General features: G+C 58.9%; 18 protein-coding genes and 1 pseudogene. 10 read left to right on the top strand and 9 right to left on the bottom strand.

Annotated elements, in window-relative coordinates; translation table 11 throughout:
• The first annotated feature begins 26 nt into the window (after nucleotides 1-26).
• The 7 genes and pseudogenes from ACYASU_RS17320 to ACYASU_RS17350 all read left to right on the top strand — a co-directional run bounded on the left by ACYASU_RS17320 (nucleotide 27) and on the right by ACYASU_RS17350 (nucleotide 7100).
• Complete coding sequence (locus ACYASU_RS17320; protein WP_463583494.1) at nucleotides 27-269, top strand: hypothetical protein; 243 nt, start codon at nucleotides 27-29, stop codon at nucleotides 267-269.
• Between the two features lie 198 nt (nucleotides 270-467).
• Nucleotides 468-3596 (top strand): annotated as a pseudogene (locus tag ACYASU_RS17325) (RHS repeat-associated core domain-containing protein); the annotation flags it as partial.
• A complete protein-coding gene (locus tag ACYASU_RS17330) occupies nucleotides 3593-4189 on the top strand; it encodes an SMI1/KNR4 family protein (RefSeq protein WP_463583495.1) in 597 nt (198 codons plus the stop codon). The pseudogene ACYASU_RS17325 and the gene ACYASU_RS17330, both read left to right, overlap by 4 nt.
• Before the next feature lie 10 nt (nucleotides 4190-4199).
• Nucleotides 4200-4661, top strand: a complete 462-nt coding sequence (locus ACYASU_RS17335; RefSeq protein WP_463583496.1) for a hypothetical protein — start codon at nucleotides 4200-4202, stop codon at nucleotides 4659-4661.
• 8 nt (nucleotides 4662-4669) lie between these two features.
• Nucleotides 4670-5134: a YrhA family protein gene (locus ACYASU_RS17340; RefSeq protein ID WP_463583497.1), complete on the top strand. Its 465-nt coding sequence runs from the start codon at nucleotides 4670-4672 to the stop codon at nucleotides 5132-5134.
• A gap of 439 nt (nucleotides 5135-5573) precedes the next feature.
• The gene (locus ACYASU_RS17345) at nucleotides 5574-6254 is read left to right on the top strand and encodes a hypothetical protein (protein WP_463583498.1); all 681 of its coding nucleotides are present in this window, start codon (nucleotides 5574-5576) and stop codon (nucleotides 6252-6254) included.
• Between the two features lie 126 nt (nucleotides 6255-6380).
• Nucleotides 6381-7100, top strand: coding sequence for a hypothetical protein (locus ACYASU_RS17350; protein ID WP_463583499.1), 720 nt, complete (start codon nucleotides 6381-6383; stop codon nucleotides 7098-7100).
• A 118-nt stretch (nucleotides 7101-7218) separates the two neighbouring features.
• Here ACYASU_RS17350 and ACYASU_RS17355 read toward each other — a convergent pair whose 3' ends face one another.
• The 7 genes from ACYASU_RS17355 to ACYASU_RS17385 all read right to left on the bottom strand — a co-directional run bounded on the left by ACYASU_RS17355 (nucleotide 7219) and on the right by ACYASU_RS17385 (nucleotide 12339).
• Nucleotides 7219-7659, bottom strand: a complete 441-nt coding sequence (locus tag ACYASU_RS17355; protein WP_463583521.1) for an SRPBCC family protein — start codon at nucleotides 7657-7659, stop codon at nucleotides 7219-7221.
• Between the two features lie 130 nt (nucleotides 7660-7789).
• On the bottom strand, nucleotides 7790-8176 hold the full coding sequence (locus ACYASU_RS17360) for a nuclear transport factor 2 family protein (RefSeq protein ID WP_369305258.1): 387 nt from the start codon (nucleotides 8174-8176) through the stop codon (nucleotides 7790-7792).
• A 61-nt stretch (nucleotides 8177-8237) separates the two neighbouring features.
• Nucleotides 8238-8981, bottom strand: a complete 744-nt coding sequence (locus tag ACYASU_RS17365) for an SDR family oxidoreductase (RefSeq protein ID WP_463583500.1) — start codon at nucleotides 8979-8981, stop codon at nucleotides 8238-8240.
• Between the two features lie 114 nt (nucleotides 8982-9095).
• A complete protein-coding gene (locus tag ACYASU_RS17370) occupies nucleotides 9096-10199 on the bottom strand; it encodes an alkene reductase (protein ID WP_463583501.1) in 1104 nt (367 codons plus the stop codon).
• Between the two features lie 58 nt (nucleotides 10200-10257).
• Nucleotides 10258-10839 (bottom strand): TetR/AcrR family transcriptional regulator, encoded by a 582-nt coding sequence (locus ACYASU_RS17375; protein WP_463583502.1) that lies wholly within the window; start codon nucleotides 10837-10839, stop codon nucleotides 10258-10260.
• A 71-nt stretch (nucleotides 10840-10910) separates the two neighbouring features.
• Nucleotides 10911-11396: a GNAT family N-acetyltransferase gene (locus tag ACYASU_RS17380; RefSeq protein WP_463583503.1), complete on the bottom strand. Its 486-nt coding sequence runs from the start codon at nucleotides 11394-11396 to the stop codon at nucleotides 10911-10913.
• The gene (locus tag ACYASU_RS17385; RefSeq protein WP_463583504.1) at nucleotides 11389-12339 is read right to left on the bottom strand and encodes a LysR family transcriptional regulator; all 951 of its coding nucleotides are present in this window, start codon (nucleotides 12337-12339) and stop codon (nucleotides 11389-11391) included. The genes ACYASU_RS17380 and ACYASU_RS17385 overlap by 8 nt, the downstream gene beginning before the upstream one ends.
• A 130-nt stretch (nucleotides 12340-12469) precedes the next feature.
• Here ACYASU_RS17385 and ACYASU_RS17390 point away from each other — a divergent pair, with 130 nt between their 5' ends.
• Both ACYASU_RS17390 and ACYASU_RS17395 read left to right on the top strand, forming a co-directional pair.
• Nucleotides 12470-12859 (top strand): RidA family protein, encoded by a 390-nt coding sequence (locus tag ACYASU_RS17390; protein ID WP_108119461.1) that lies wholly within the window; start codon nucleotides 12470-12472, stop codon nucleotides 12857-12859.
• A gap of 122 nt (nucleotides 12860-12981) precedes the next feature.
• Complete coding sequence (locus ACYASU_RS17395) at nucleotides 12982-13677, top strand: tRNA (adenine(22)-N(1))-methyltransferase (protein WP_463583505.1); 696 nt, start codon at nucleotides 12982-12984, stop codon at nucleotides 13675-13677.
• 66 nt (nucleotides 13678-13743) lie between these two features.
• Here ACYASU_RS17395 and ACYASU_RS17400 read toward each other — a convergent pair whose 3' ends face one another.
• Complete coding sequence (locus ACYASU_RS17400; RefSeq protein WP_463583506.1) at nucleotides 13744-15165, bottom strand: sugar porter family MFS transporter; 1422 nt, start codon at nucleotides 15163-15165, stop codon at nucleotides 13744-13746.
• Between the two features lie 108 nt (nucleotides 15166-15273).
• The gene (locus tag ACYASU_RS17405) at nucleotides 15274-17937 is read right to left on the bottom strand and encodes an ATP-binding protein (RefSeq protein WP_463583507.1); all 2664 of its coding nucleotides are present in this window, start codon (nucleotides 17935-17937) and stop codon (nucleotides 15274-15276) included.
• 279 nt (nucleotides 17938-18216) lie between these two features.
• Here ACYASU_RS17405 and ACYASU_RS17410 point away from each other — a divergent pair, with 279 nt between their 5' ends.
• Complete coding sequence (locus ACYASU_RS17410; RefSeq protein WP_463583508.1) at nucleotides 18217-21120, top strand: chemotaxis protein CheB; 2904 nt, start codon at nucleotides 18217-18219, stop codon at nucleotides 21118-21120.
• The last annotated feature ends 1 nt before the right edge of the window (nucleotide 21121 follow it).

Below are 21121 nucleotides of genomic sequence, written 5' to 3' on the forward strand. Positions count from 1 at the left end.
AAAGCAAGGAGTATCAAGAGCGGATAGTGCTGAAGCTTACTGTGCTGTTAGAGTTTTTAAAAAAAAATGATCTTATTTCTGTCGATCCCTTTAAAGCGGACGGTAGTTTGGATCTGGATTTCATTTTGAAAAAAAATGATGCTAAGCCAGATTGCGTTGAGCTCTTCAAGAAAGTCATCCCCGGCTGGTTCTCCTATCTGGATAAGGGTGGGGATGTGAATAACATCAAACGCCTTTCTGAAGGTTTAAAGAAGATTATGGATCAATGATGGCGGTGAATTTTAGTTTTCGTTGAGAAGCCTGAGAGTGCTTCCGGTGGACGCTTTTTCCTTCAAAGCCAAAAGAGTTTTGAATAAATTTAACTAGTACTCGGGGTGTGGCGGTTAGACAGATTTGTTACTTGTTGCATTCTTTTCAAAAGGTTAGTTGGCATGACGGCTACCAGCCTTGTCTCAGCCACTAGCAGTTTTTATAACACTCCTTACGGCACGCCCGCCAATATCAGCAAGATTGGCGGCGTGCACCTGCACCTGCACCGTGACGATCCGCTTGGCCGCCTAACCGACGTCAAGCGCGTAGTGGGCAATGAAGCCGTCGAAACCCTCGTTCAGTATCGCTACAGCGACGACGGCCAGTTGAGCGAAGTGATCAACCGCAACGGCGATACGATGCGCCGCTTCAGTTATGCCGAAGGCGTGATGATCAGCCACAGCAATGCCCTGGGCTTGAGCTGCAATTACCGCTGGGAAATTATCGACGGTCAGCCGCGGGTGGTCGAGCACTGGACTAGCGATGGCGAGCACTTTCATTTCCGCTACGACTTCAAGAACAGAACTTCTTGGGCGGTAGACGTCCTCGGCCGTGAGCTTGAAGTGCATTACAACGAGGATCGCCTTGTCATCGCCAGCCGCGATTATGGCGGTGAACGGTTCGCCATGGACCTGGACGAAGCCAGTAACCTGACCGGCATCACGCTACCTGATGGCAATAAGCTGGCCTTCAAGTACGACGACTTCTCCCGCCTGATCGAAGAGACCGATCCGCTGGGCCGCAAGATCCGCTACAAACACCACCTTGGTACGAGGTTGGTGACCGAAGCGACTTATCCTGACGGCAGCGTCTGGAAAGCCCGATACGACGATAAAGGCAACCTTATCGCTGAAGTTGATGCACTCGGCCACAAGACGGAGTACCTCAACAGCGACGACGGCTTGCCGCACACCATCATCGACGCCACATACAAATCCAAATACCTGTGGTGGAACGAGCTGGCGCAGGTTGAGCGCTTTCAGGATTGCTCGGGCAAAAACACCTTCTACACCTACGATGATCGGTCCCATCTGGTCGCAGTCACCGACGCGCTGAATCAGACGACAAGACTTGAGCGCAAACCCGACGGTGAAGTGGTGCGCATCGAGCACCCCGATGGCACAGCCGAGAGGTTTACCTACAACGCACTTGGCCAGGTCCTGACGCACACTGATGGCAAGGGCCAGATTACGCGTCTGCTGCGTACTGCGCGCGGACTGCCTGCCAGCCGCCAGGACGCCAAGGGCCAGCGCATCAGCTACGAGTACGACAAGGCGATTCGCCTGACTGCCCTCGTCAACGAAAACAACGCGGCTTATCGCTTTGCCTACGATGCCTCGGATCGGCTGATCGAAGAGAAACGAATCGACAATCTGACGCGCAGATTCAACTACAACCTGGGCGGGCATCTGACGCGGGTTGAGGAAATCGGCTACGGGGACAGGGCAGAGCGGCCGCAACGCAGCACGGAATTTGAGCGTGATGTGATTGGGCGGCTGCTGGCCAAGGTCAGTCAGGATGCGCGGCAGGATTACGGTTATGACGAAGCAGACCGGTTGCTCAGCATCCACCGCCAGCCTTCGAGTATTGGCAAGAAACTGGGCGTTGAGGAAGAGACACTCGACTTCAGTTATGACCTGTTGGGTCGCCTGATCAAAGAGACCACGCCACAAGGCGCGCTGGCCTACGAGTACGATCCGCTAAGCAACCTGACCACGCTGACGTTGCCGACTGGCCAGCACCTGAATCACTTGTACTACGGCAGCGGCCACCTGCATCAGCTGAACCTCGATGGAATGCTGATCAGCGACATGGAGCGCGATGACCTGCATCGGGAGGTTTATCGGTCTCAGGGCAAACTCACCAGTTGCTTTGGTTACGACGCGATGGGCCGGAAGAGTTGGCAGTTTGCGTCGACGTTGCCTGCTGAGAAGCTGTCGCAGATCCAGAACCCAGGCATCAATACCTCGTTGCTGGTCAATCATGCGTACAACCCGATTCATCGGCGCTATGAATACGACCCGGCGGGAGAGCTGACCCGCACGCTCGACAAGCTGCGTGGCGAGATCAAGTACGAATATGAAGCCAACGGCCAACTGCACAGTCGGGACACTGGGCGACTGGTGGATAGCGAAGAGTTCAGATATGACGCTGCGGCCAACCGGCTGAACTTCAACACCAGCCAATTCGATCAGGTCAAAGACAACCGAATCAAGCAATGGCGCGACCAGGAATATACCTATGACGCTTGGGGCAACCTGATTGAGAAGCGGGTAGGGCTGGGCAAGCTGCAGACGTTTACCTACGACTGCGAAAACCGGCTTGTTCGCGCGGAGACAATGGTCAACAGCCAGACGCACAGCGTCGGCACGTATCGGTATGACAGCCTAGGTCGGCGGGTTGGAAAGACGTCTGAGATTCAAGGGCGAATCGACCACAAGCAATTCCTCTGGCAAGGCCTGCGGATGTTACGCGAGGAGTCGGCGGGACAGAGCAGCCTCTACATCTACGAGCCAGGTAGCTACGCCCCGCTAGCACGGGTCGATCAAAACGAAGGTGAGGCAGAGCAGAAGCTTTACTACTTCCATACCGACCAGATCGGCACGCCGCTTGAGATGACGGATGTCGACGGTCAGATTGTTTGGCAGGCGACGCACAAGTCATGGGGGGAAGTTGAGACACTTGCCGTCAGTGAGGTTGAGCAGAATCTGCGTTTCCAAGGCCAGTACTTTGACGACGAAACGGGGCTGCACTACAACACGTTCCGATACTACGACCCGGAGGTGGGACGGTTTATTACCCAGGATCCGATTGGGTTGTTGGGTGGGGATAATCTTTACGCTTACGCTCCGAATACTAATGGGTGGGTTGATCCTTGGGGCTGGGTATGCAATCGCCCCGGCGGATACAAGACCGGGGACGTAGACACTCATGGTAATTTGTCGCCAGGCGTCAACCGCGCAAGCGGTCACAAAAATGTATTTGATGATCAGCGAGTTCAATCTCACCACTTTATTCAGGATGCTTGGGCGAAAAAGAATATAGCTGGTTACAGTACTAATAAGGCTCCGGCGATTTTGTTGAAAAGCTCATCAGGAGAGTCACATGCTACTGTATCGGCGCTCCAAGCAGTTAGGCGTAGAGCTGGTGGGTTTGGAGGGTCAATCAAAAATGAATTTGGAGTAGCATACAGGGAGCTGTTGGACGCGGGAGTAAGTCCTGATGCCGCGAAAAAAGTTGCAAGCAGGTCGTATAAATATTTTGACTCATTAGGAGCCTTCGAGTGATTGCGTATACTGAAACGAATCCGCCTGCTTCAGACGATAATATTACCGTCGCTTGTGGTCAGTTGAATATTGATAAGAGTGGTTGGCTCGTTGAGTTTTGGAAGGTTCACGATGGCGCAATGCTTAATGACCGTGTGCTGATATATTCAACTGCGCACATAGCAGAGCGTAACGAAACTTACCAGATAAATATGAATTTTCCTGATCATGTTCTAGTAGGAGATGACTCTGGAGGAGGTTTGATCCTGATTCCAAAAGTCGGTTCGAGTGAGTTCTATTTTATAGATTCTGGCGATCCGTTTATTGACGATGCTGAAATATATCACGCTATGGAAAGCTTGGTCGAGAATATTATTGAAGGAGAGGATTCTGACTATGATCCGGATATAGGAAATATTGTGTCTATTTCCAAAGTCAAGGCTAAGTCATCTGAAGTTTTGGGGGTTAAGAAAGGGCTTGGCCTAGACTTTTCAATAAAGGTATTAGCTGAAAGATTGGACATCGAAAATTCTATGCTACTTCAAGGCGTTAATGTTAATAAGTATAGAAAAGTGTTGGCCGAGTATGGTCATTTAATTAGCTTTGTAAGTTAAAGCAGGTGTGGTGTTCTTTAATAGCTTCCTTTTCTATGATGCTCGCCCTATTGCTGTCGGGCTTCCAGGTGTCCGCACTGAGGAAATTGTCTACACTAAACGTCCGCCCGCCGAAACCAGAGAATTGAGGAATGTGTTTGATCGCAAGGTGCGCCCCGATTATTTAAAATCACTGTCTGAGAATCCTGAGAATATCCAGCAACTGAAAAACGCCGGCATTCATGACTCTGGTATTTCGCGAATGCAACAGGGCAAACTGCCTAGCCGTGACTGGCAAGTCCACCATGATCTACCTCTGGATGACGGTGGGACAAATAGCTTTAATAACCTGACACTCATTAAGAACGATCCCTATCATAAAGTTATTACTAATTACCAAAGCACCGTGACCCGCAGCATGAAGCCCGGTGATAGTCAAACGTTGGACTGGCCAATCATTGATCTTGATGTCTACCCTCCGCCCTTACTCTAGAGGTTTGCATGGAAAACTTGGAAGAAAAGATAGCATATGTAAAAAAGACGTATGAGGTGGACGGATTTTTCTTTAATGAAGGTGCGCACGAGCATGAAATCAAGTCGTTTGTCAGGTCTAGCGAGATAGAGCTGGGGTTCAGCCCTCCGAGTGATTACCTTGAGATTCTAAAAAGATTTAATGGTCTAGTAGTTGAAGGGGTTTTTCTCTATTCAACAAAACCAAAAAAACTTGTCGGCGGTAATGGATACTCTCTGGCCTTCATCGAAATGAATAAGTTATCGCGAGAACTTGAATGGATGGATCAATATGTTTTGTTTGGAGACAGCGATCAGGACGCTTACGTTTTAGACCTTGCTGAGGGACGCTACCAAGTTAGAGATAAGCAAGCGTTTGATAACGTATATGAAGAATTTGATAGTTTTTCGAGCCTGCTCGAATATATGGTGGAATTGATGGTAAGTCGTGTATAAGTCGAAGTGCGCCCTAGCTGACGTCGTCATTCCAAGGGCTGCATCCGGGCCATCCTCCAGCCACGCAAGCCCGCCGTATCCGCCCGACAATCTAGAGACCTGAATGAATCAGGAATCTGATGCATTGATCAGTAGGCTGCTAACGAAACTCGATACGTCCTCTGCGACTAAACTGACTATGCCCTTGAGAAACCTTTTGTGGGCGACCATCACGGCCGGAGAAACATATCCTTGGCGTTTCTGGGGCAGTCCTTTTACATCTTGAACACGCGATCCGAGAATTGCTACGTGGTAGGCAGAAAGGACGGGCGGGAGGCGTCGTGCTAGCCCTCTAGCGGCTTCAGCAGTAGACCGCAGGCTTGAGGTGCCGGCTTCGGCTCTTTCTCAGTGAGTGTATCGTCCGACTATTGACGCTCAAATAAGCAGTAGGGAATACCTGATGTTTGACACAGATCCACACCGTTTCACGTCCATCATCTTCAGCACTTGGCTGTTGTTCACGATGCAAGCGGTTGTTTCTGCAGGTATTTTGCCCAGCCTTTTATTTTTCCCAATGTGCGCGGCGGAGGTGTGGCTGAGTTGGTGGTGCTTCGATTGCGCTTACCGCACCGAAAAATTCACCCGATATGCCAATCTCAGGCTTTTTCTGAATCTCGGCTTTGCGCCAGGTTTTACATTTCTTCTGGTATTGATCGCAGCGTCTAAACAGTTGAAATTAGGACCCGTCACATCACTTTCATTGGCGTGCATTCCACTGCTCATCGCATTCGTCATTTACCTGGCGCTGGACAGGTGGAGAAGTCGAACGACCGTACTGGTTGCCCGGGGAAATCGCGTCGAGGTGACCGTGCCTCCGTTCCAGAACCAGTCCTTGCAGGGCGGAATAGGGGCTGCGCTTTCGACCGTGATCTACCCTATGGTCCATTCCTACGACTCTCCCGCTTTATTGCTTGCCTGTATCTTTTTCGCAATCTCACTGTTCATGCTCTTTTATCATCGGGTCAGTATTTCGTCTCTTCGCAGTTTGAAAGAGCAGGAAATCAAGGAGCGGGTGAGCTACACGTTCATGGAGGTGGAGGGCATACGCGCACGGCGTGCCGCCTCATTCATAGGCCGCTAGCCATGCTGGCTCTGTGCATCAGCATCAAAGACATTATCATCAGAATAGGTGTGGGAAAGATCAGCTCACCGTGCGATGTCCCGTGTTTATCTACTCGATTACAAAAAGCCAGGAACGACCGTCGAAATGAGCACTATCTACGATCCCGATGCGCGAACGATCAACTCGCTGACACGGACGCTTTTCATAGTTGCCATTGGCTTGGGTGCCGTTGGTCTCTTGCGCTCAGCCACAGACGGATGGGTGTACGGGCTGCTGTTTTTCCTGCTCTCAGGTTACACGCTGTACATGAGATATTGGTGTGAGCGTTATACGACATTCGCCCTGAGTTACTTCACTTTAATGATTTTTCTCTTGGCCCTTGCCCCCGCGTGGGTCAGTTACACCGTGGTCACTGATGACTTGGGAGGATCTCCCACTCAAGGACGCATAATCGCCGGGTTGTTATTGGGTATCATCGCGACGCTGTATGCTGGCCTTTATCTAACGCCTCCTCGAGGGTTCGCGTTCGACGTATCCGATAACAGGGTTTCATTTTCCGTATCTTCCACATCCGCGGGAGCGGAAGGGTTGATTGCCGGTGTTGGGACCTTGGCCGCAGGTGCAGTGATTAAATCAGTCACTCCGTTCACCACGGGCATTTTGATCATTCTGATTTTCCTGTTTGCCACCGTTTGCACGCTGATCCACGCTCGCGACCGTATCAGGGGCTTACGCACACTGCGCAAGAGAGAAAAGAGCAGGCTCACGCCTTACACGTTCATGCAGATCGATGAAATACGCGCAGCACGCAGCCGGTGGTGGCTGGGCAGGCTGTTCAACTGGCTTGCTTCCCGGCGCCATTAATCAGGATTCTGCCTGGCCAGTCACACTCGATCCCCAATGGGCGTCGGAACCCGGCGCGCCTTGCCTTGATCGCGTTCCGGCTTGCCCATCCACCCAATTCACTCCCGAACGCCCACCATCAACCCCGAACCACCCTCTCCAAACCCTCATGCCCCTGCACAATCAACCCCCTGACCAACTCCTCAAATGCCCCATCCGTGCCAGCCTCCCGAACCTCAAACCCAGCACTCCATCGCACCACACACCGTTCGACCAACCCCGCAATCTCATCCACCCGAACCTCCGCCCGATACCCATCCACCGGCAACGGCGACTCCTCAAACACATAAACCAACGCCCTGAGTCCATCATCAAACGCAATCAACCGCTCCCGCAACACCGCACCGTCCGCAAGCTCCAGCCGCCTGACCGCACTCACCCGTAAAATCCCAACTTCACTCTCGATGCCACTCTTCACAATCGCCGGATGCCATGCCGCGATCCCGCCAAAGTCCCGAAGCACCTTCCACGCCTGATCCGTACTGCACGGCAAACCAGCGCTGTACTCCACTAAAACCATCACGTCTTACTCCAAAAATAAGCAACGCTACGACTCAAAAAACGCTCAATACCCAGCCGCTATAACCCGGCAGGCAGGCCCCGAAGCCAAAACCCAAGACCTGCGCCCATAAAAAACCTCGCTGTAAAACCTACCCCTCAAACTGGTGATAAACCTTGGCAATCACCTTCCAGTCCCCATCGATCTTGATCAACGTCAGGTAGTCGTTGTAATCCGCGCCAATCGCGTCCTTCTCCATATCCACTCGCACCACGGCCGTGGTCGGTGTAATCGCCAACACATCCAGACGCGTCGTGATGTCCGCCGCTTTACCGTTGCTCTCAACAAAGTCATACAAGTTGCTGATCGGCCCACCCAGCAGTTGGCCGTTGGTAAAACCGTACATCACCGCCTCTTCATGAAAGGCCTGCTTGATCGTCGCAACGCTGCCTTCGCGCAGACCCTCAACGTAGCGGCTGGCGGTCTCGATCACGGCGTTGTAGTCGTGGGTGGCAACGGCTTTGATGTTCTTGCTCATGTTTATGACTCCAGGGTTTGAGTTAGTTAGGCGATAGCTTCAATGACCAACAGCCGCGCAATCACCAGTCCTGTCGGGTGGGTGAAATGATCAGGTCGTTGACGGTGACGTTGGCCGGCTGATTCAGCGCGTAGATCACGGCGCGGCTGATGTCTTCCGGCGCGATGGCGATTTCGTTGAGCGCTTGTGCGGCTTTGCGCCCGGCGGGGTCGGTGACTTTGTCTGCCCAGCCGGTGTTGATCACGCCGGGGCTGACGGTGTTGACGCGGATGCCGTGGTGCACGCCCAGTTCTTTGCGCATGGATTCGGTCATGGCCTGCACGAAGAATTTGGTTGCGCTGTAGACGCCGGCGCCGGGGCCGACCTGGTGGCCGGCCACCGAATCCATGTTGAGGATCTGTCCGGATTTCTGTTCGAGCATGAAGGGCAGGGCGGCGGCAATGGTGTTCAGGTAGCCCTTGATGTTGACGTCGATCATGGCGTTCCAGTCCTGGGTCACGAGATCGACCCAGTGGGAGAACAGCATCAGGCCAGCGTTGTTGACGAGGATGTCGACCGAGCCGTAGGTGTCTTTGGTGAACTGCGCCAGGGCGCGGGTCTGTTCAGCGTCGGTGACGTCGGTGACAAAGCTGGACGCCTCAAAGCCCGCCGCGCGGAGTTCACTGACAAGGGCTGCGAGGCCTTTCTCATCCAGCGCAGCAGCCACAACGTTGACCCCTTGAGCGGCCAATGCTTTGGCCGTCGCGGCGCCGATCCCTGATGACGCCCCGGTGACAATGGCGGTTTTCTTGTCCAGATAATTCATCTTCATGTTTCCTCAAATTCAAGGCGTGCGGGCAGCGTCGGCTTTCCTGGGAAAGCCTTGCCGTTCAGCCGTTATTGAATGCGGTGCTTGAAAGCGGTGCGGTTGCCAGCGCTGTTAGTAAGTGCCCAGCGGCCAGTCGGTGTAGCCCTTGGCGCCGCCGCCGTAATAGCTTTCGCGGGGGGCGATGGTCAGCTCGGCGCCGTGGCGCAGCCTCGCGACCAGGTCCGGGTTGGAGATGAACAGGCGACCGAACGCGACGGCGTCGATCTTGCCCTGGGCGCGGCGCTCGATGGCCATGTCCAGGTCGTAGTTGTTGTTACCAATGAACGGGCCGTTGAACTGGGCGCTCAAGCCATCCATGTCGACGCCTTCTGGCACTTCACGGGAGGTGGCGGTCGCGCCTTCGACAAAGTGCAGGTACGCCAGGTTGAAGCGGTTCAACTGCTGAATCAGGTAACCGTGCAACGCCATCACGTTGCTGTCCGGCGGCGTGTTGCCCGCATCCGGCGTCACCGGCGACAGGCGAATCCCCACGCGGTCGTTGCCCCAGATGTCGACGATGGCCTGGGTAACTTCCAGCGTCAGCCGGGCACGGTTTTCGATCGAGCCACCGTATCGGTCGGTGCGCTGGTTGGTGGAATCGCGCAGGAACTGGTCGAGCAAATAGCTGTTGGCCGAGTGAACCTCGACGCCGTCGAACCCTGCGCGCCTGGCGTTCTCGGCAGCGTGTTTGTACTGCTCGATGATGCCGGGGATTTCGTCGGTTTCCAGGGCGCGGGGCATCGACACCGGGACGAAGCCGTTGGCCGTGTAGGTGTTGCCCTCGGCCTGAATCGCGGACGGCGCGACCGGGGCTTCGCCGTTGGGCTGCAGGTCGACGCTTGAGAACCGCCCCACATGCCAGAGCTGGCTGACGATCTTGCCGCCGGCCGCGTGCACGGCGTCGGTGACTTTGCGCCAGCCGGCGACCTGCGCTTCGCCCCAGATCCCGGGCGTCGCCGCATAGCCGCGTCCCTGGGCCGAGATGTTGGTGGCTTCGGCCACGATCAATCCGGCAGTGGCACGCTGGGCGTAATAGGTGGCGTGCAGTTCACCGGGCACGCCGTCTTCTTCGTATCGGCTGCGGGTGACGGGGGCCATGACGATGCGGTTGGCCATTTCGATGGCGCCCATCTGTACGGGAGAAAACAAGTCGGTGCTGTTACTGATATCACTCATTGATAATTACTCGCATATTTGACCGGTCGTCTACCAATCTTTGAAAAAAAAGCGCCTGCTACCGCAGCAGGCGTTGGGTCAGGCTCATGGCCGTGTCGAAGGGCGTGGTGGACTTGTTCACTTTCACCAGAAGGGAAGCGCCCAGCCACAGTTGATACAGCGTTTCGGCGAAGGCTTCGCTGCCTTCTTCGATGTGCAGGCTGCCGTCTGCCAGGCCCATGTCCACGCAGGCGGTGATGCGCTGGATTATCTTCGCCGTGCCGGCCTCCAGCACCCTGCGCATGTCCTCGGACAGGTCGCAGACTTCCGGGCCCAGCTTGACCACCAGGCATTTGCCTTCCGGATGATCGGTGCCCTGGGTCTCGATCCAGTAATCGAAGTAGGCCAGCAGCTTTTCAGCTCCGGTGCCCGACCGTGTCATGACGGTGTCGACACGGCCGAGGTACTCGGAGAAGTACTCATCGAGCAACGCAGCGCCGAACTCTTCCTTCGATTTGAAGTAATAGTAAAACGAGCCCTTGGGCACGCCCGCCGCGCTTACTACTTCAGCCAGGCCCACGGCGGTGTAGCCCTTGTGGGTCATCAGCGACTTGGCGACGTCGATGATGTGTTGGCGCATTTCCAGGTTGGGTTTCTTCATAATGCGCAGCACCTTATGACAAAACTGACCGGTCGTCTACAAGGGTCTCTGTCCGGTGCGATGAACGGCAGTCACATCAACCGCATCCCCATTTCATAAGCCCGTGTCTCAAACCCGAGCTCTTCATACAGCCGCCGCGCGTGGGTGTTGAAGCCCCACACCGTCAGCCGAATATCCTGGGCACCGCGTTCCAGCGCCCATGCTTGCACGTGCTCGATCAGCCCACGGCCCAAGCCTTTCCCCCAGAAAACCTGGGCCACGCACACCGAGCCAATCCGCGCGAATGCCATCGGCTGCATCAAAGGCCCACCTGCTGAAAACATCCCCGCGCTGACAAACCCCGCCGCTCGATCCCCGACGAACGCCAGGAAAACCACCTGCTCCGGGTTGTTCAGAAAGCTCAGCCAGTGAGGGGCATCGCGGGTGTGATCGAGGGTTTCATCTGTGTAAATATCGGGACGCTCCGCGTGGTGAATGGCGTTGAGCAACTGCCCCAGTTCGCAGATCGCCGCCACATCCTCGGCCGTTGCTTTTCGATAACTGATCACTTCATCCATTGCGCGTCGCTCCTTGTACAACCGTTGCGGAAGATCGGCTCTTGTACCCGTCGCCCATCAACTCCACAACCCAGTCGATGAACACCCGCAGCTTGATGCTGATGTGCCGGTTGGGCGGGAAGGCCACGTACATCGGCATCGATTCCAGCTGCCAGTCGTCGAACAACGCCAGCAGTTCACCGCTGAGCACCGACGGCTGGGCCATGTACTGCGGCAGCCAGAGGGCGCCCATGCCGGCGAGACCTGCCGCGAGGTACGCGTTGCCGTCGTCCACCGAGAGCAAGTAGCGGCTCTGCACCTGAACCCTCTCGCCGTCCCGCTGCAGCACCATCGGGAACAGCTGTCCGGTGCGGGCCCAGCGATAACCGATGATGCGGTGCTGCGGGTCTTCGAGGTCACGGGGATGAGCCGGCGTGCCTGCGCGCTGCAGATAGGCCGGCGACGCGTAGACGCCCAGCTTCAGGTCGGTGATGTGCCGGGCCATCAGCGACTGGTCGGTGAGCTCGCCGCCGCGCACCACGCAATCGACGTTCTCGCCGATGAGGTCGATCATCCGGTCGCTCACGCCCAGGTCGATCTGGATGTCGGGGTAGCGGGCATTGAAGTCTGGCAGCGCGGGGATCAGCACCATGCGGGCGAAGGGGCTAGGCACGTCGACGCGCAGACGACCTCGTGGGGCGTTGGCGGCGCTGGACAGCCCTGTTTCCGCGTCGTCCAGATCCGCCAGCACGCGTAGTGCACGTTCGTAGAACACCGCGCCGTCGGCCGTGACGTTGACCTTGCGCGTGGTGCGGTTGAGCAGCTTGACCCGCAACCGCGCTTCGAGCTGTTGCACCAGTTGCGTCACCGTGGTCTTGCTCATGTGCAACGTGCCGGCGGCCTTGGTGAAACTGCCGGTTTCCACCACTCGAACGAACGCCTGCATCGCGTCGAAACGGTCCATCGCGCCACCTGATTGTTTGGGAAATGCAAACAGTCTTGATCAAGGCTGCTGGTTTATCCAGCGAATCCGCCGCCCTACAGTCTGCCCATCGAAACGACGGAGTATCCCGCTCCGCTGAAGGAGAAAGCCCATGACTGTTCGTGACGTTGTATTCCCGCCCGGCCGCCACGCATTGTACGAGCGCAATCGCTACTCGCCGGCGATCAAATCCGCCGGCTTGCTGTTTGTCTCGGGACAAGTGGGCAGCCGCGAAGATGGCTCGCCCGAGCCCGATCTGCGCGCCCAGGTCCGCCTGGCGTTCACCAATCTCAATGCCATTCTCAATGCCGCCGGCTGCACCTTCGATGACGTGATTGACGTCACCGTGTTCATGGTCGATCCGCAGTCGACCTTCGAAAAGGCCTGGGAAGTGGTGCCGGAGTTCTGGGGCGAAGCGCCGCACCCGACCATCACCGCCGTAGGCGTGACCTGGCTGTATGGCTTTGATTTCGAGATCAAGGTCATCGCGAAGTTGCCCTAGCGCTGTCTGGTCAACCTGCCAGCCGAGTGCCGCCGCAGTTGAAATCCACGCCACAGCCCGACAGACTCACGGCCCGTTTCGGCAGGTCGTGCCGGGCGGTGGCGAGATAAGGGGCGGCAAGGTTGAACGAACACACATTGTCCAGGCGCCTGGAGCGGGTGGCGGCGCGGGTGCCGGCCGACGCGCGACTGGCTGACATCGGCTCCGATCACGCGTACCTGCCGGTGGCGTTGATGCGCCGTGGGCTCATCGCGATGGCCGTGGCGGGGGAGGTGGCGACGACGCCGTTCACGGCGGCCGAACGTACGGTGCGCGAGAACGGCTTCGAGGAGCACATCCGCGTGCGTCTGGCCGATGGCCTGGCGGCGATTGAAGCGGAGGACGGCATTACCGCGATCAGCCTCTGCGGCATGGGCGGCGAGACGATTCGCGACATCTTCGAGGCCGGGAAATCGCGTCTGAATGGAAAGGAACAACTGATTCTGCAGCCCAACGGCGGCGAGCCTGAACTGCGCCGGTGGTTGATGGACAACGGTTATCGCATCGTCCATGAGGACGTGCTGCGGGAGAACCGCTTCGACTACGAAATCATCGTCGCCGAACGCAGCGGGCCGGTGGTGTACAGCCCTGAAGCGTTGTACTTCGGCCCGTTGTTGATGGCGGCGCGCAGCCCGGCGTTTCTCGACAAGTGGCGGCGCCTGCTGCGTTACAGGCAGCGCACGTTGGCCAACTTGCAACGTGCGCGGCAGGCGGTGCCGGAAGACAAGCTTCGCGACACCGCGCAGCAGGTGCGCTGGATCACCGAATTGCTCGGCTGAATGTGCGCGGTATCACCCCTCCTGTTTCAGGTCCCGGACGCAAGGCCCGGGATCCGAAACCTCGTCTTAAAGCTCTTTCTTCATGTGCTTTTCGATCTGCTCCAAAGACTTGCCCTTGGTCTCCGGCAGGCACAGGAATACGAAGATCAGCGAGCCGATGTTGATGGCCGCAAACACGAAGAAGGTCGGGTTGCCGATCGTGTCCACCGCGATCGGGAACAGGAACGCGACGGTCGCGTTGAACAGCCACTGCATCGACACCGCGGTGCCGGTCAGCAAGCCACGGACCTGCATCGGGAACAGCTCGGACATCAGCAGCCAGTACACCGGCGAGATGCACATCTGCATGAACAGCAGGAACACCAGAATGCACGCCAGCGCGGCATAGCTCTGGGTCAGGTTCTGCGGCATGAACATCAGCACGCAACCCAGCGCCGCCTGCATCATGATCACGATGACCAGACCGGTCATCAGCAGGTGACGACGCCCGTAACGGCCGATGGCCCAGATCCCCAGCAAGGTCGCGATGACCGAGACGATGCCATTGCCGATGGTCGCGGTCAGTGCGGCGTTGGTGCCCATGCCGGTGTGCTTGAGGATGATCGGCGTGTAGTACATGAACGCATTGACGCCGGTGAACTGCGCGGTAAACCCCAGCCCGACACCGATCAGCAACAGCTTCAACACCCACGGCTGACGCAGCAACTCGCGAGCGGCGACGCGCTTGTGGGCCTGTTTTTCCTGGGTTTTCATTTCCTCGACTTCGCGCTTGGCGGCGTCCTTGGTGTCACGCAGTTGTTCGAGCACGTCTTGCGCTTCATCGAAACGACCTTTCGAGGCCAGCCAGCGCGGCGACGGCGGCACGAAGAACGTACCGATCAGCAGCAAAACGCCCGGGACCATAGCGATCGCCAGCATGTAGCGCCAGATGCCGGGGGTGTGCAGCAGCGCGGCGAGCACGGCGCTCAGCACGTAGGCCAGCAACTGGCCGCTGACGATCATCAGCTCGTTGCGGCTGACCAGCCTCGCGCGGCGCGAGGGCCCGGCGATTTCGGCAATGAAGACCGGCACCGTGGCCGAACCACCGCCAACGGCGATGCCCAGCAGAAAGCGCGCGGCGACCATGAACGGCACCGACGGCGCAGTGGCTGTACCGAGGGCGCCGACGATGAACAACAGCGACAGCATGCGCAGGGTCACGCGTCGGCCAAAACGGTCGGACAGGTAACCGCTGGCCAGCGAGCCGAAGGCAGCGCCGACGATCAGCGATGCAGTGATCAGCCCTTCGCTGACGGGGTTCAGGCCAAGACCGCCCTGATCGAGCGGCAAGGTCATGAAGGGCAGAGCGCCCGCGATGATGCCCGTGTCGTAACCGAAAGCGAGTGCGCCCATGGTGGCGACAAGGACCGAGATGAAGATCAGACGACGCGGCGAAGTGCGCTGCTCGTCTGGTTGGCCTATGGCGGCGGATGGGGTGCTGGAAGACATGGAAACCTAAACCTCTCGTGGAACTGGCGTTGTGCCGGTTCGCTGACGTCGTGCTTAGGGGCATGCCGGGCCTGTGAGTTCCGTGAGAGGGCGAAAAAACCTGACCGATCAGTCGTGAGCGAGAGCGCCAGCCTGGAGCATCTCGCCGACCTTCTGCGCGAAGACGTTCATGCCAAAGGGCTTGAGCAATACGGCCATACCGGTTTCCAGTTGATCGCCGCCCACCGCCGAGTTTTGCGCGTAACCGGTGACGAACAGCACATCCAGTGAGGGCAGCAGGGCGCGGGCGGCGTCGGCGACCTGTCGGCCATTCATCCCGCCGGGCAGGCCGACGTCGGTCACCAGCAGATCAATCGATGCCATCGAGCGGAGCATTTGCAACCCCGACGGCCCGTCCATGGCTTCGCTGACCTGATAACCGCGTTCGCGCAGGGCGTCGCACATCAGCATGCGCACGTGGGGCTCGTCGTCGATGACCAGCACGCTTTCGCCACGGCTGTGGGGCTGCGACGGGCAGCGGGCAGTCGCTTGTTCGCGGTCACCCAGATGGCGCGGCAAGTACAGCGAGATCGTCGTGCCCGCGCCGTGGGTGGAGCGCGCCTGAATGGTGCCGCCGGACTGGTGCACAAAACCGTGAATCATCGACAACCCCAGGCCTGTGCCCTGGCCGATGGGTTTGGTGGTGAAGAACGGGTCGAAAATCCTGTCGAGGATCTCCGGTGCGATGCCGGTACCGCTGTCGCTCACGCTGAGTTCAACGAAGTCACCCGAGGGCAGTTGCGCCGCGATCCCGGCGACGTGGTCAGCGGAGACGTTGCGGGTCTGCACGGTGAGTACGCCGCCGTTGGGCATGGCGTCGCGGGCATTGAGCGTCAGATTGACCAGCGCGCTTTCCAGCTGCGGCGCGTCGATCTTGCTGAGCCACAGGTCGCCGCTGGCAATGGTGCTGATGCTGATGGACGGGCCGATGGTGGACGCGATGAGCTGACCCATGCCCGCCACCAGCCGATTGACGTCGGTGGGCTTGGGGTCGAGGGTCTGGCGACGGGAGAACGCCAGCAGCCGCTGGGTGAGGGTGGCGGCGCGATTGGCCGAATCGTGGGCGGCATTGACGTAGCGATCCAGGCCGTCGACCCGGCCGTTGGCGATGCGCCGCTCGATCATTTCCAGGCTGCCGATGATGCCGGCGAGCAGGTTGTTGAAGTCGTGGGCGATGCCGCCGGTGAGCTGCCCGATGGCTTCCATCTTGTGCGCCTGGCGCAGGGCCGAATGGGCTTCGGACAATTCCTGCGAGCGAGCCTGCACCCGTTGTTCAAGGGTTTCGTTGGCGCTCTGCACCTGCTGGAACAGCGTCGCGTTGTCGATCGCAATGGCGGCCTGAGCGGCCAGGGCTGACATCAGGTTTTCGTGGCGTGGGGTAAATTGAGCGGGCTCGGTGTGGCCGTAGAACAGGCCGCCCAGCACGTCACCCGAGCGCGACACCACCGAGACCGCCAGGTAGCTGCGCACCGGCGCATGGCCGGCCGGCAAGCCAAAATGCGGCGTGATGCCGCCATAGCGCGGGTCCGGCAGGATGTCGTCAGAGCGCATCACGCCCTCGGTGAGGAACGCCGGTGCGAACACCGGACAGGCCCGTGGCCCTGGCAAGTGCGCCAGTTCGGACGACGGAGCGCCCGACAGCGTGAAGAGGTCAAAATGACCGCTGGTGGCATTGTGGAAATACCCGCCGATCTCCGCGCCCGTCATCTCGCGGCCGGCATCGGTCACGGTCTGCACCAGGCGTTTGAGGTCCAGCTCCAGGGCCAGCTCGGTATTGACCCGGTTCAGCGTTTCCAGGGTGCGGGTTTCCTCGCGCAACGCCGCTTCGCTGGCCTCCAGCGCGGCTCGGGAGATATGCGCCTCGGTCACGTCGTAGCCTTCACAAAAGATACCGGTGACCTGACCGGTCTCATCGAGCAGCGGCTCATAGATGAAATCCAGATAACGCACTTCGCACGGGGCGTCGGGATGACTGAGCTGGATCGGGGTGCGTTGCTGCACCAGCCGCTCGCCGGTGCTGTAGACCGCATCCAGCCATTCGTAAAACCCTTGGCCCACCAGCTCCGGGAACGCTTCGTAAATGGTCTTGCCCACGTAGTCGCGCTCGCCGAACAGCCGGGTGTAGGACTGGTTGACGAATTCAAAGCGGTGCTCGGGGCCGTTGAGCACGGTGATGAAGCCGGGCGCCTGCTCGAACATCTTGCGCTGGCGGACGAGTTCTTGCGCCCGGCGACGCTCGGCCAGAATACGGTCAGTCACCTCGTGGCCCTGATTGAGGATGCCCGCGATACGGCCGTTTTCGCCGCGAATGGGCGTGAGGCTGTAGTTCCACCAGCTTTCCTGCGCCCGCCCGCCGCGTTCCATCATCAACAGTTGGTCGAACGTCGAAAAGCCTTGGGCGTCTCGGTAGGCCGCCTCGAACTGCGGGCCGACGACGTCCCAGATGGCCGACCAGACTTCACGCGCCGGGCGGCCGAGCGCGGCCGGAGGACGGTCTGCCGGAATCGGCGCCCAGGCGTCGTTGTACAGCAGGCAGAAATCCTCGCCCCAATAGATAGCCGTCGGGAAACTCGAATGCAGGCAGATGCTGATGGCCGAGCGCAGGGACTGCGGCCAGCCCGCGGGCTCGCCCAACGATGTCGACGCCCAGTCGAAGTCCCGGATCAGCTGCCCCATTTCGCCGCCGCCCAGGAGAAAATCCAGGGGGGCAATTTGTACGGTGTCCGACTTCATGGGTGACGTCTCGACGCAGTGGTTCAGAGAATGGATGGACTGGGGACGCAGGAAGAGATTTCCGCTTCTGGATGAACGGCAATCAGGCGCCACGCCGTGACCCGTGCTGCACTAGTATGGCACTGAGCTATCAGGGTCTGGGCGGGCGCCAGTGTGACATCAATGCGTTCGCCTGTCTGGCCTATCGCGTGTCCGGCGGGCGATGGTGGCATATCCGCCATTGCCGGGTGGGCTGGCAGCGGGCATCATCCCCGTCCATTCGACACATGGAGGCGTCCCGTGCCCGACACCGCGCTGCACAACCGCCCGCAAGGCCGCCTGCTCGTCGGGCTTGGCGCGTCAGCGGGCGGCCTGGAAGTGTTGCAGCGCTTCCTGCGATTGATGCCAAGCGACTCCGGGATCAGCTTTCTGGTCATCCAGCATCTTGCGCCGACCACGCCCAGCCTGCTCACCGAAATCCTCGCCCGTTCGACCTCCATGACAGTCGTCGAGGCCACCCATGGCGCGACCCTCGACGCCGACACCCTGTACGTGATCCCGCCGCAGTACGCCCTGAGCGTCACGGCCAATGCGCTGGTCCTGACCCGCTACGAGGGCGAGCGCGGCCACCATCTGCCCATCGACGCCTGCTTCGCGTCGATGGCCGAGCATCACGGGGCGAGGGCAGTCGGCGTGATTCTGTCCGGGACCGGTACGGACGGTACCGCCGGCTGCCGGGCAATCCTCGACCATGGCGGCCGAACCTTGGTGCAATGGCCGGAGGAGGCGACCTACAGCGGCATGCCCAACAGCGCGATCCAGGCGGGCAACGCCAGTCATGTCCTGAGCGTCGAGCAAATGCCTGGGGTACTTACCGGCGCCAGGGACCCGGACGGTCCTGCACCGTCGATCAGGCAGGGGGACGCCATGCAGCAGATTCTTCTGCACCTGCGCAGCATGACCGGCCATGATTTCACGCAGTATAAAAAGAGCACCATCGCCCGGCGGATCGAGCGGCGTCTGCAGATCATGCACCTCGCTGGTGAGGATGATTACCTGTGGCTGCTGAAGAACTCGGCAGAGGAGTGCAAGTCGCTGTTCAACGAGTTGCTGATCAACGTCACTCAGTTCTTTCGTGACCCTGCTGCGTTCACGGTCATGCAACGGCAGATCCTCCAGCCGATGATCGACGCCAAGGCTCCCAATGAGCCGCTGCGAGTGTGGATCGCCGGTTGCGCCAGCGGCGAGGAGGCTTACTCGGTGGCCATTGTTCTGCATGAACTGCTGCACGCGCAGGGGCAGGCCGCCGGTGTGTTGCCGGGCATTCAGGTGTTCGCCACCGACCTGGACGCCGACGCCATCAGTACCGCCCGCGCCGGTTTTTATCGGCAGACCATCGCCAGTGACGTCAGCGCCGAACGCCTGGAGCGTTATTTCAGCCCCGTTGAAGGCGGCTACCGGGTGAAGAAGGAAATCCGCGAGATGATCGTCTTCGCGGTGCAGAACGTGATCAAGGATCCGCCCTTCACCCGCATCGATCTGTTGTGCTGCCGCAACCTGATGATCTACCTGGGGCATGCGCTGCAGAACCGCCTGATTCCGACCTTTCACTACGCGCTCAAGCCTGACGGCGTGCTGTTTCTGTCACCCTCCGAGAGCATCGGCGGCCATGCCACGCTGTTCACGCCGTTGCAGCGCAAATGGAAATTCTACCGGGCCGTGAAGACCCGAACCCCCAAATCCATGCCGATGGACAGCACGCTGTCGTGGCTGCCCAAACCCATCAGCCGACCTGCGGACCGCCCTGCGACCATGACCAAGGAAACCAACATTGCCGAACTGACCCGCCGGGCGCTGCTGCAGGACTTCGGCCCTGCCTCGGTGGTCACCGATCTGACCGGCAACATTCTGTACGTCCACGGCGACACGGGACGCTACCTGCGTCCGGCGCCGGGGCAGGCCAGCCTCAACGTGGTTGAAATGGCCCGCGAAGGCCTGCAGCTGGACCTGCGCGGTGCGGTGCAACGTGCCGCCCTCAGCGCCGAACCGACCTCGACCCAGCCGTTGCAGGTCAGCAGCGATGGCGCGACGCGCTGGGTCAGCCTCAGCGTGCGTCGGATGGGCAACACGGCTCAGGGCGAGCAATTGCTGCTGATCACGTTCCAGGAACCGGCCAGCGGCGTAGATATCCCGCCGGACGCATTGCCCGCCACGGCCGCACATCTGGCGCCCGAACGGGTCAGGCTGCTGGAGCACGACCTGGCTTACACGCGGGAGAATCTGCAGGCGACCATCGATGAATTGCAGCACCTGAACGAGGAGCTGGGCGCGGCCAACGAAGAGATGCAATCGACCAATGAAGAGCTGCAGTCATCCAACGAGGAGCTGGAAACCTCCCGCGAGGAGCTGCAATCGGTCAATGAGGAACTGGTCACCGTGAATGCCGAGCTGCAGGCGAAAATCGAGCAGCTCGGCGACATGCAAAACGACATGAAGAACCTCCTCGACAGCATCAATATCGGGACTATATTTCTTGACACAAAGCTGATTATTCGCCGCTTCACGCGCGATGCCGTGAAGATCTACCGCCTGATTCCCAAGGATGTGGGGCGGCCACTGGCCGATATCTCTTCGTACATTCACTCCCTGGACCTGCTGGTCCCCGCACAGGAGGTGCTCGACATGCTGATCCCGCAAGAGATCGAGCTGTGCACTGTCTCGGGCAACTGGTTCCTGGCGCGGCTGGCACCGTACCGCACGCTGGACAACGTCATCGACGGCGTGGTGATGACCTTTCACGACATCAACAGCCGCATCGCTAACCAGAAGGCTGTGCAGGCTGCGCGGGAACTGGCGGAGGCCATCGTCGACACGGTGATCGAGCCGTTGCTGGTGCTGGATGAAAACCTCTGCGTCGTGTCCGCCAGTCGTTCCTATTACCGCACCTTCCCGACGACCGAGCCGTTGACCACCGGCCGCAAGCTCTTCGAACTCAACAACCGACAGTGGGATATCCCGGCGCTGCGGCAAAAGCTCGGCACGATTCTGGAAAGTGACACCAGCTTCGACGGTTTCGTCGTGGAGCATGAGCTGACCGGCTCAGGGCCGCGGGCGATCACCCTGAATGCCCGTCGGGTGGTAGGGGACGGCACGCGTCCGCACCTGATTCTGCTGGCGATGCAGCCTGAACGTTCGCAGACCTGAG

The sequence above is a fragment of the Pseudomonas sp. HP_12 genome, from assembly GCF_055283955.1.

Excerpts from the sequence above, each read along its gene's own strand:
- ACYASU_RS17405 (WP_463583507.1), bottom strand. The coding sequence starts at position 17,937 with ATGAAGTCGGACACCGTACAAATTGCCCCCCTGGATTTTCTCCTGGGC.
- ACYASU_RS17355 (WP_463583521.1), bottom strand. The coding sequence starts at position 7,659 with ATGGTTTTAGTGGAGTACAGCGCTGGTTTGCCGTGCAGTACGGATCAG.
- ACYASU_RS17385 (WP_463583504.1), bottom strand. The coding sequence starts at position 12,339 with ATGGACCGTTTCGACGCGATGCAGGCGTTCGTTCGAGTGGTGGAAACC.
- ACYASU_RS17365 (WP_463583500.1), bottom strand. The coding sequence starts at position 8,981 with ATGAATTATCTGGACAAGAAAACCGCCATTGTCACCGGGGCGTCATCA.
- ACYASU_RS17375 (WP_463583502.1), bottom strand. The coding sequence starts at position 10,839 with ATGAAGAAACCCAACCTGGAAATGCGCCAACACATCATCGACGTCGCC.
- ACYASU_RS17370 (WP_463583501.1), bottom strand. The coding sequence starts at position 10,199 with ATGAGTGATATCAGTAACAGCACCGACTTGTTTTCTCCCGTACAGATG.
- ACYASU_RS17340 (WP_463583497.1), top strand. The coding sequence starts at position 4,670 with ATGGAAAACTTGGAAGAAAAGATAGCATATGTAAAAAAGACGTATGAG.
- ACYASU_RS17350 (WP_463583499.1), top strand. The coding sequence starts at position 6,381 with ATGAGCACTATCTACGATCCCGATGCGCGAACGATCAACTCGCTGACA.
- ACYASU_RS17390 (WP_108119461.1), top strand. The coding sequence starts at position 12,470 with ATGACTGTTCGTGACGTTGTATTCCCGCCCGGCCGCCACGCATTGTAC.
- ACYASU_RS17400 (WP_463583506.1), bottom strand. The coding sequence starts at position 15,165 with ATGTCTTCCAGCACCCCATCCGCCGCCATAGGCCAACCAGACGAGCAG.
- ACYASU_RS17345 (WP_463583498.1), top strand. The coding sequence starts at position 5,574 with ATGTTTGACACAGATCCACACCGTTTCACGTCCATCATCTTCAGCACT.
- ACYASU_RS17360 (WP_369305258.1), bottom strand. The coding sequence starts at position 8,176 with ATGAGCAAGAACATCAAAGCCGTTGCCACCCACGACTACAACGCCGTG.
- ACYASU_RS17380 (WP_463583503.1), bottom strand. The coding sequence starts at position 11,396 with ATGGATGAAGTGATCAGTTATCGAAAAGCAACGGCCGAGGATGTGGCG.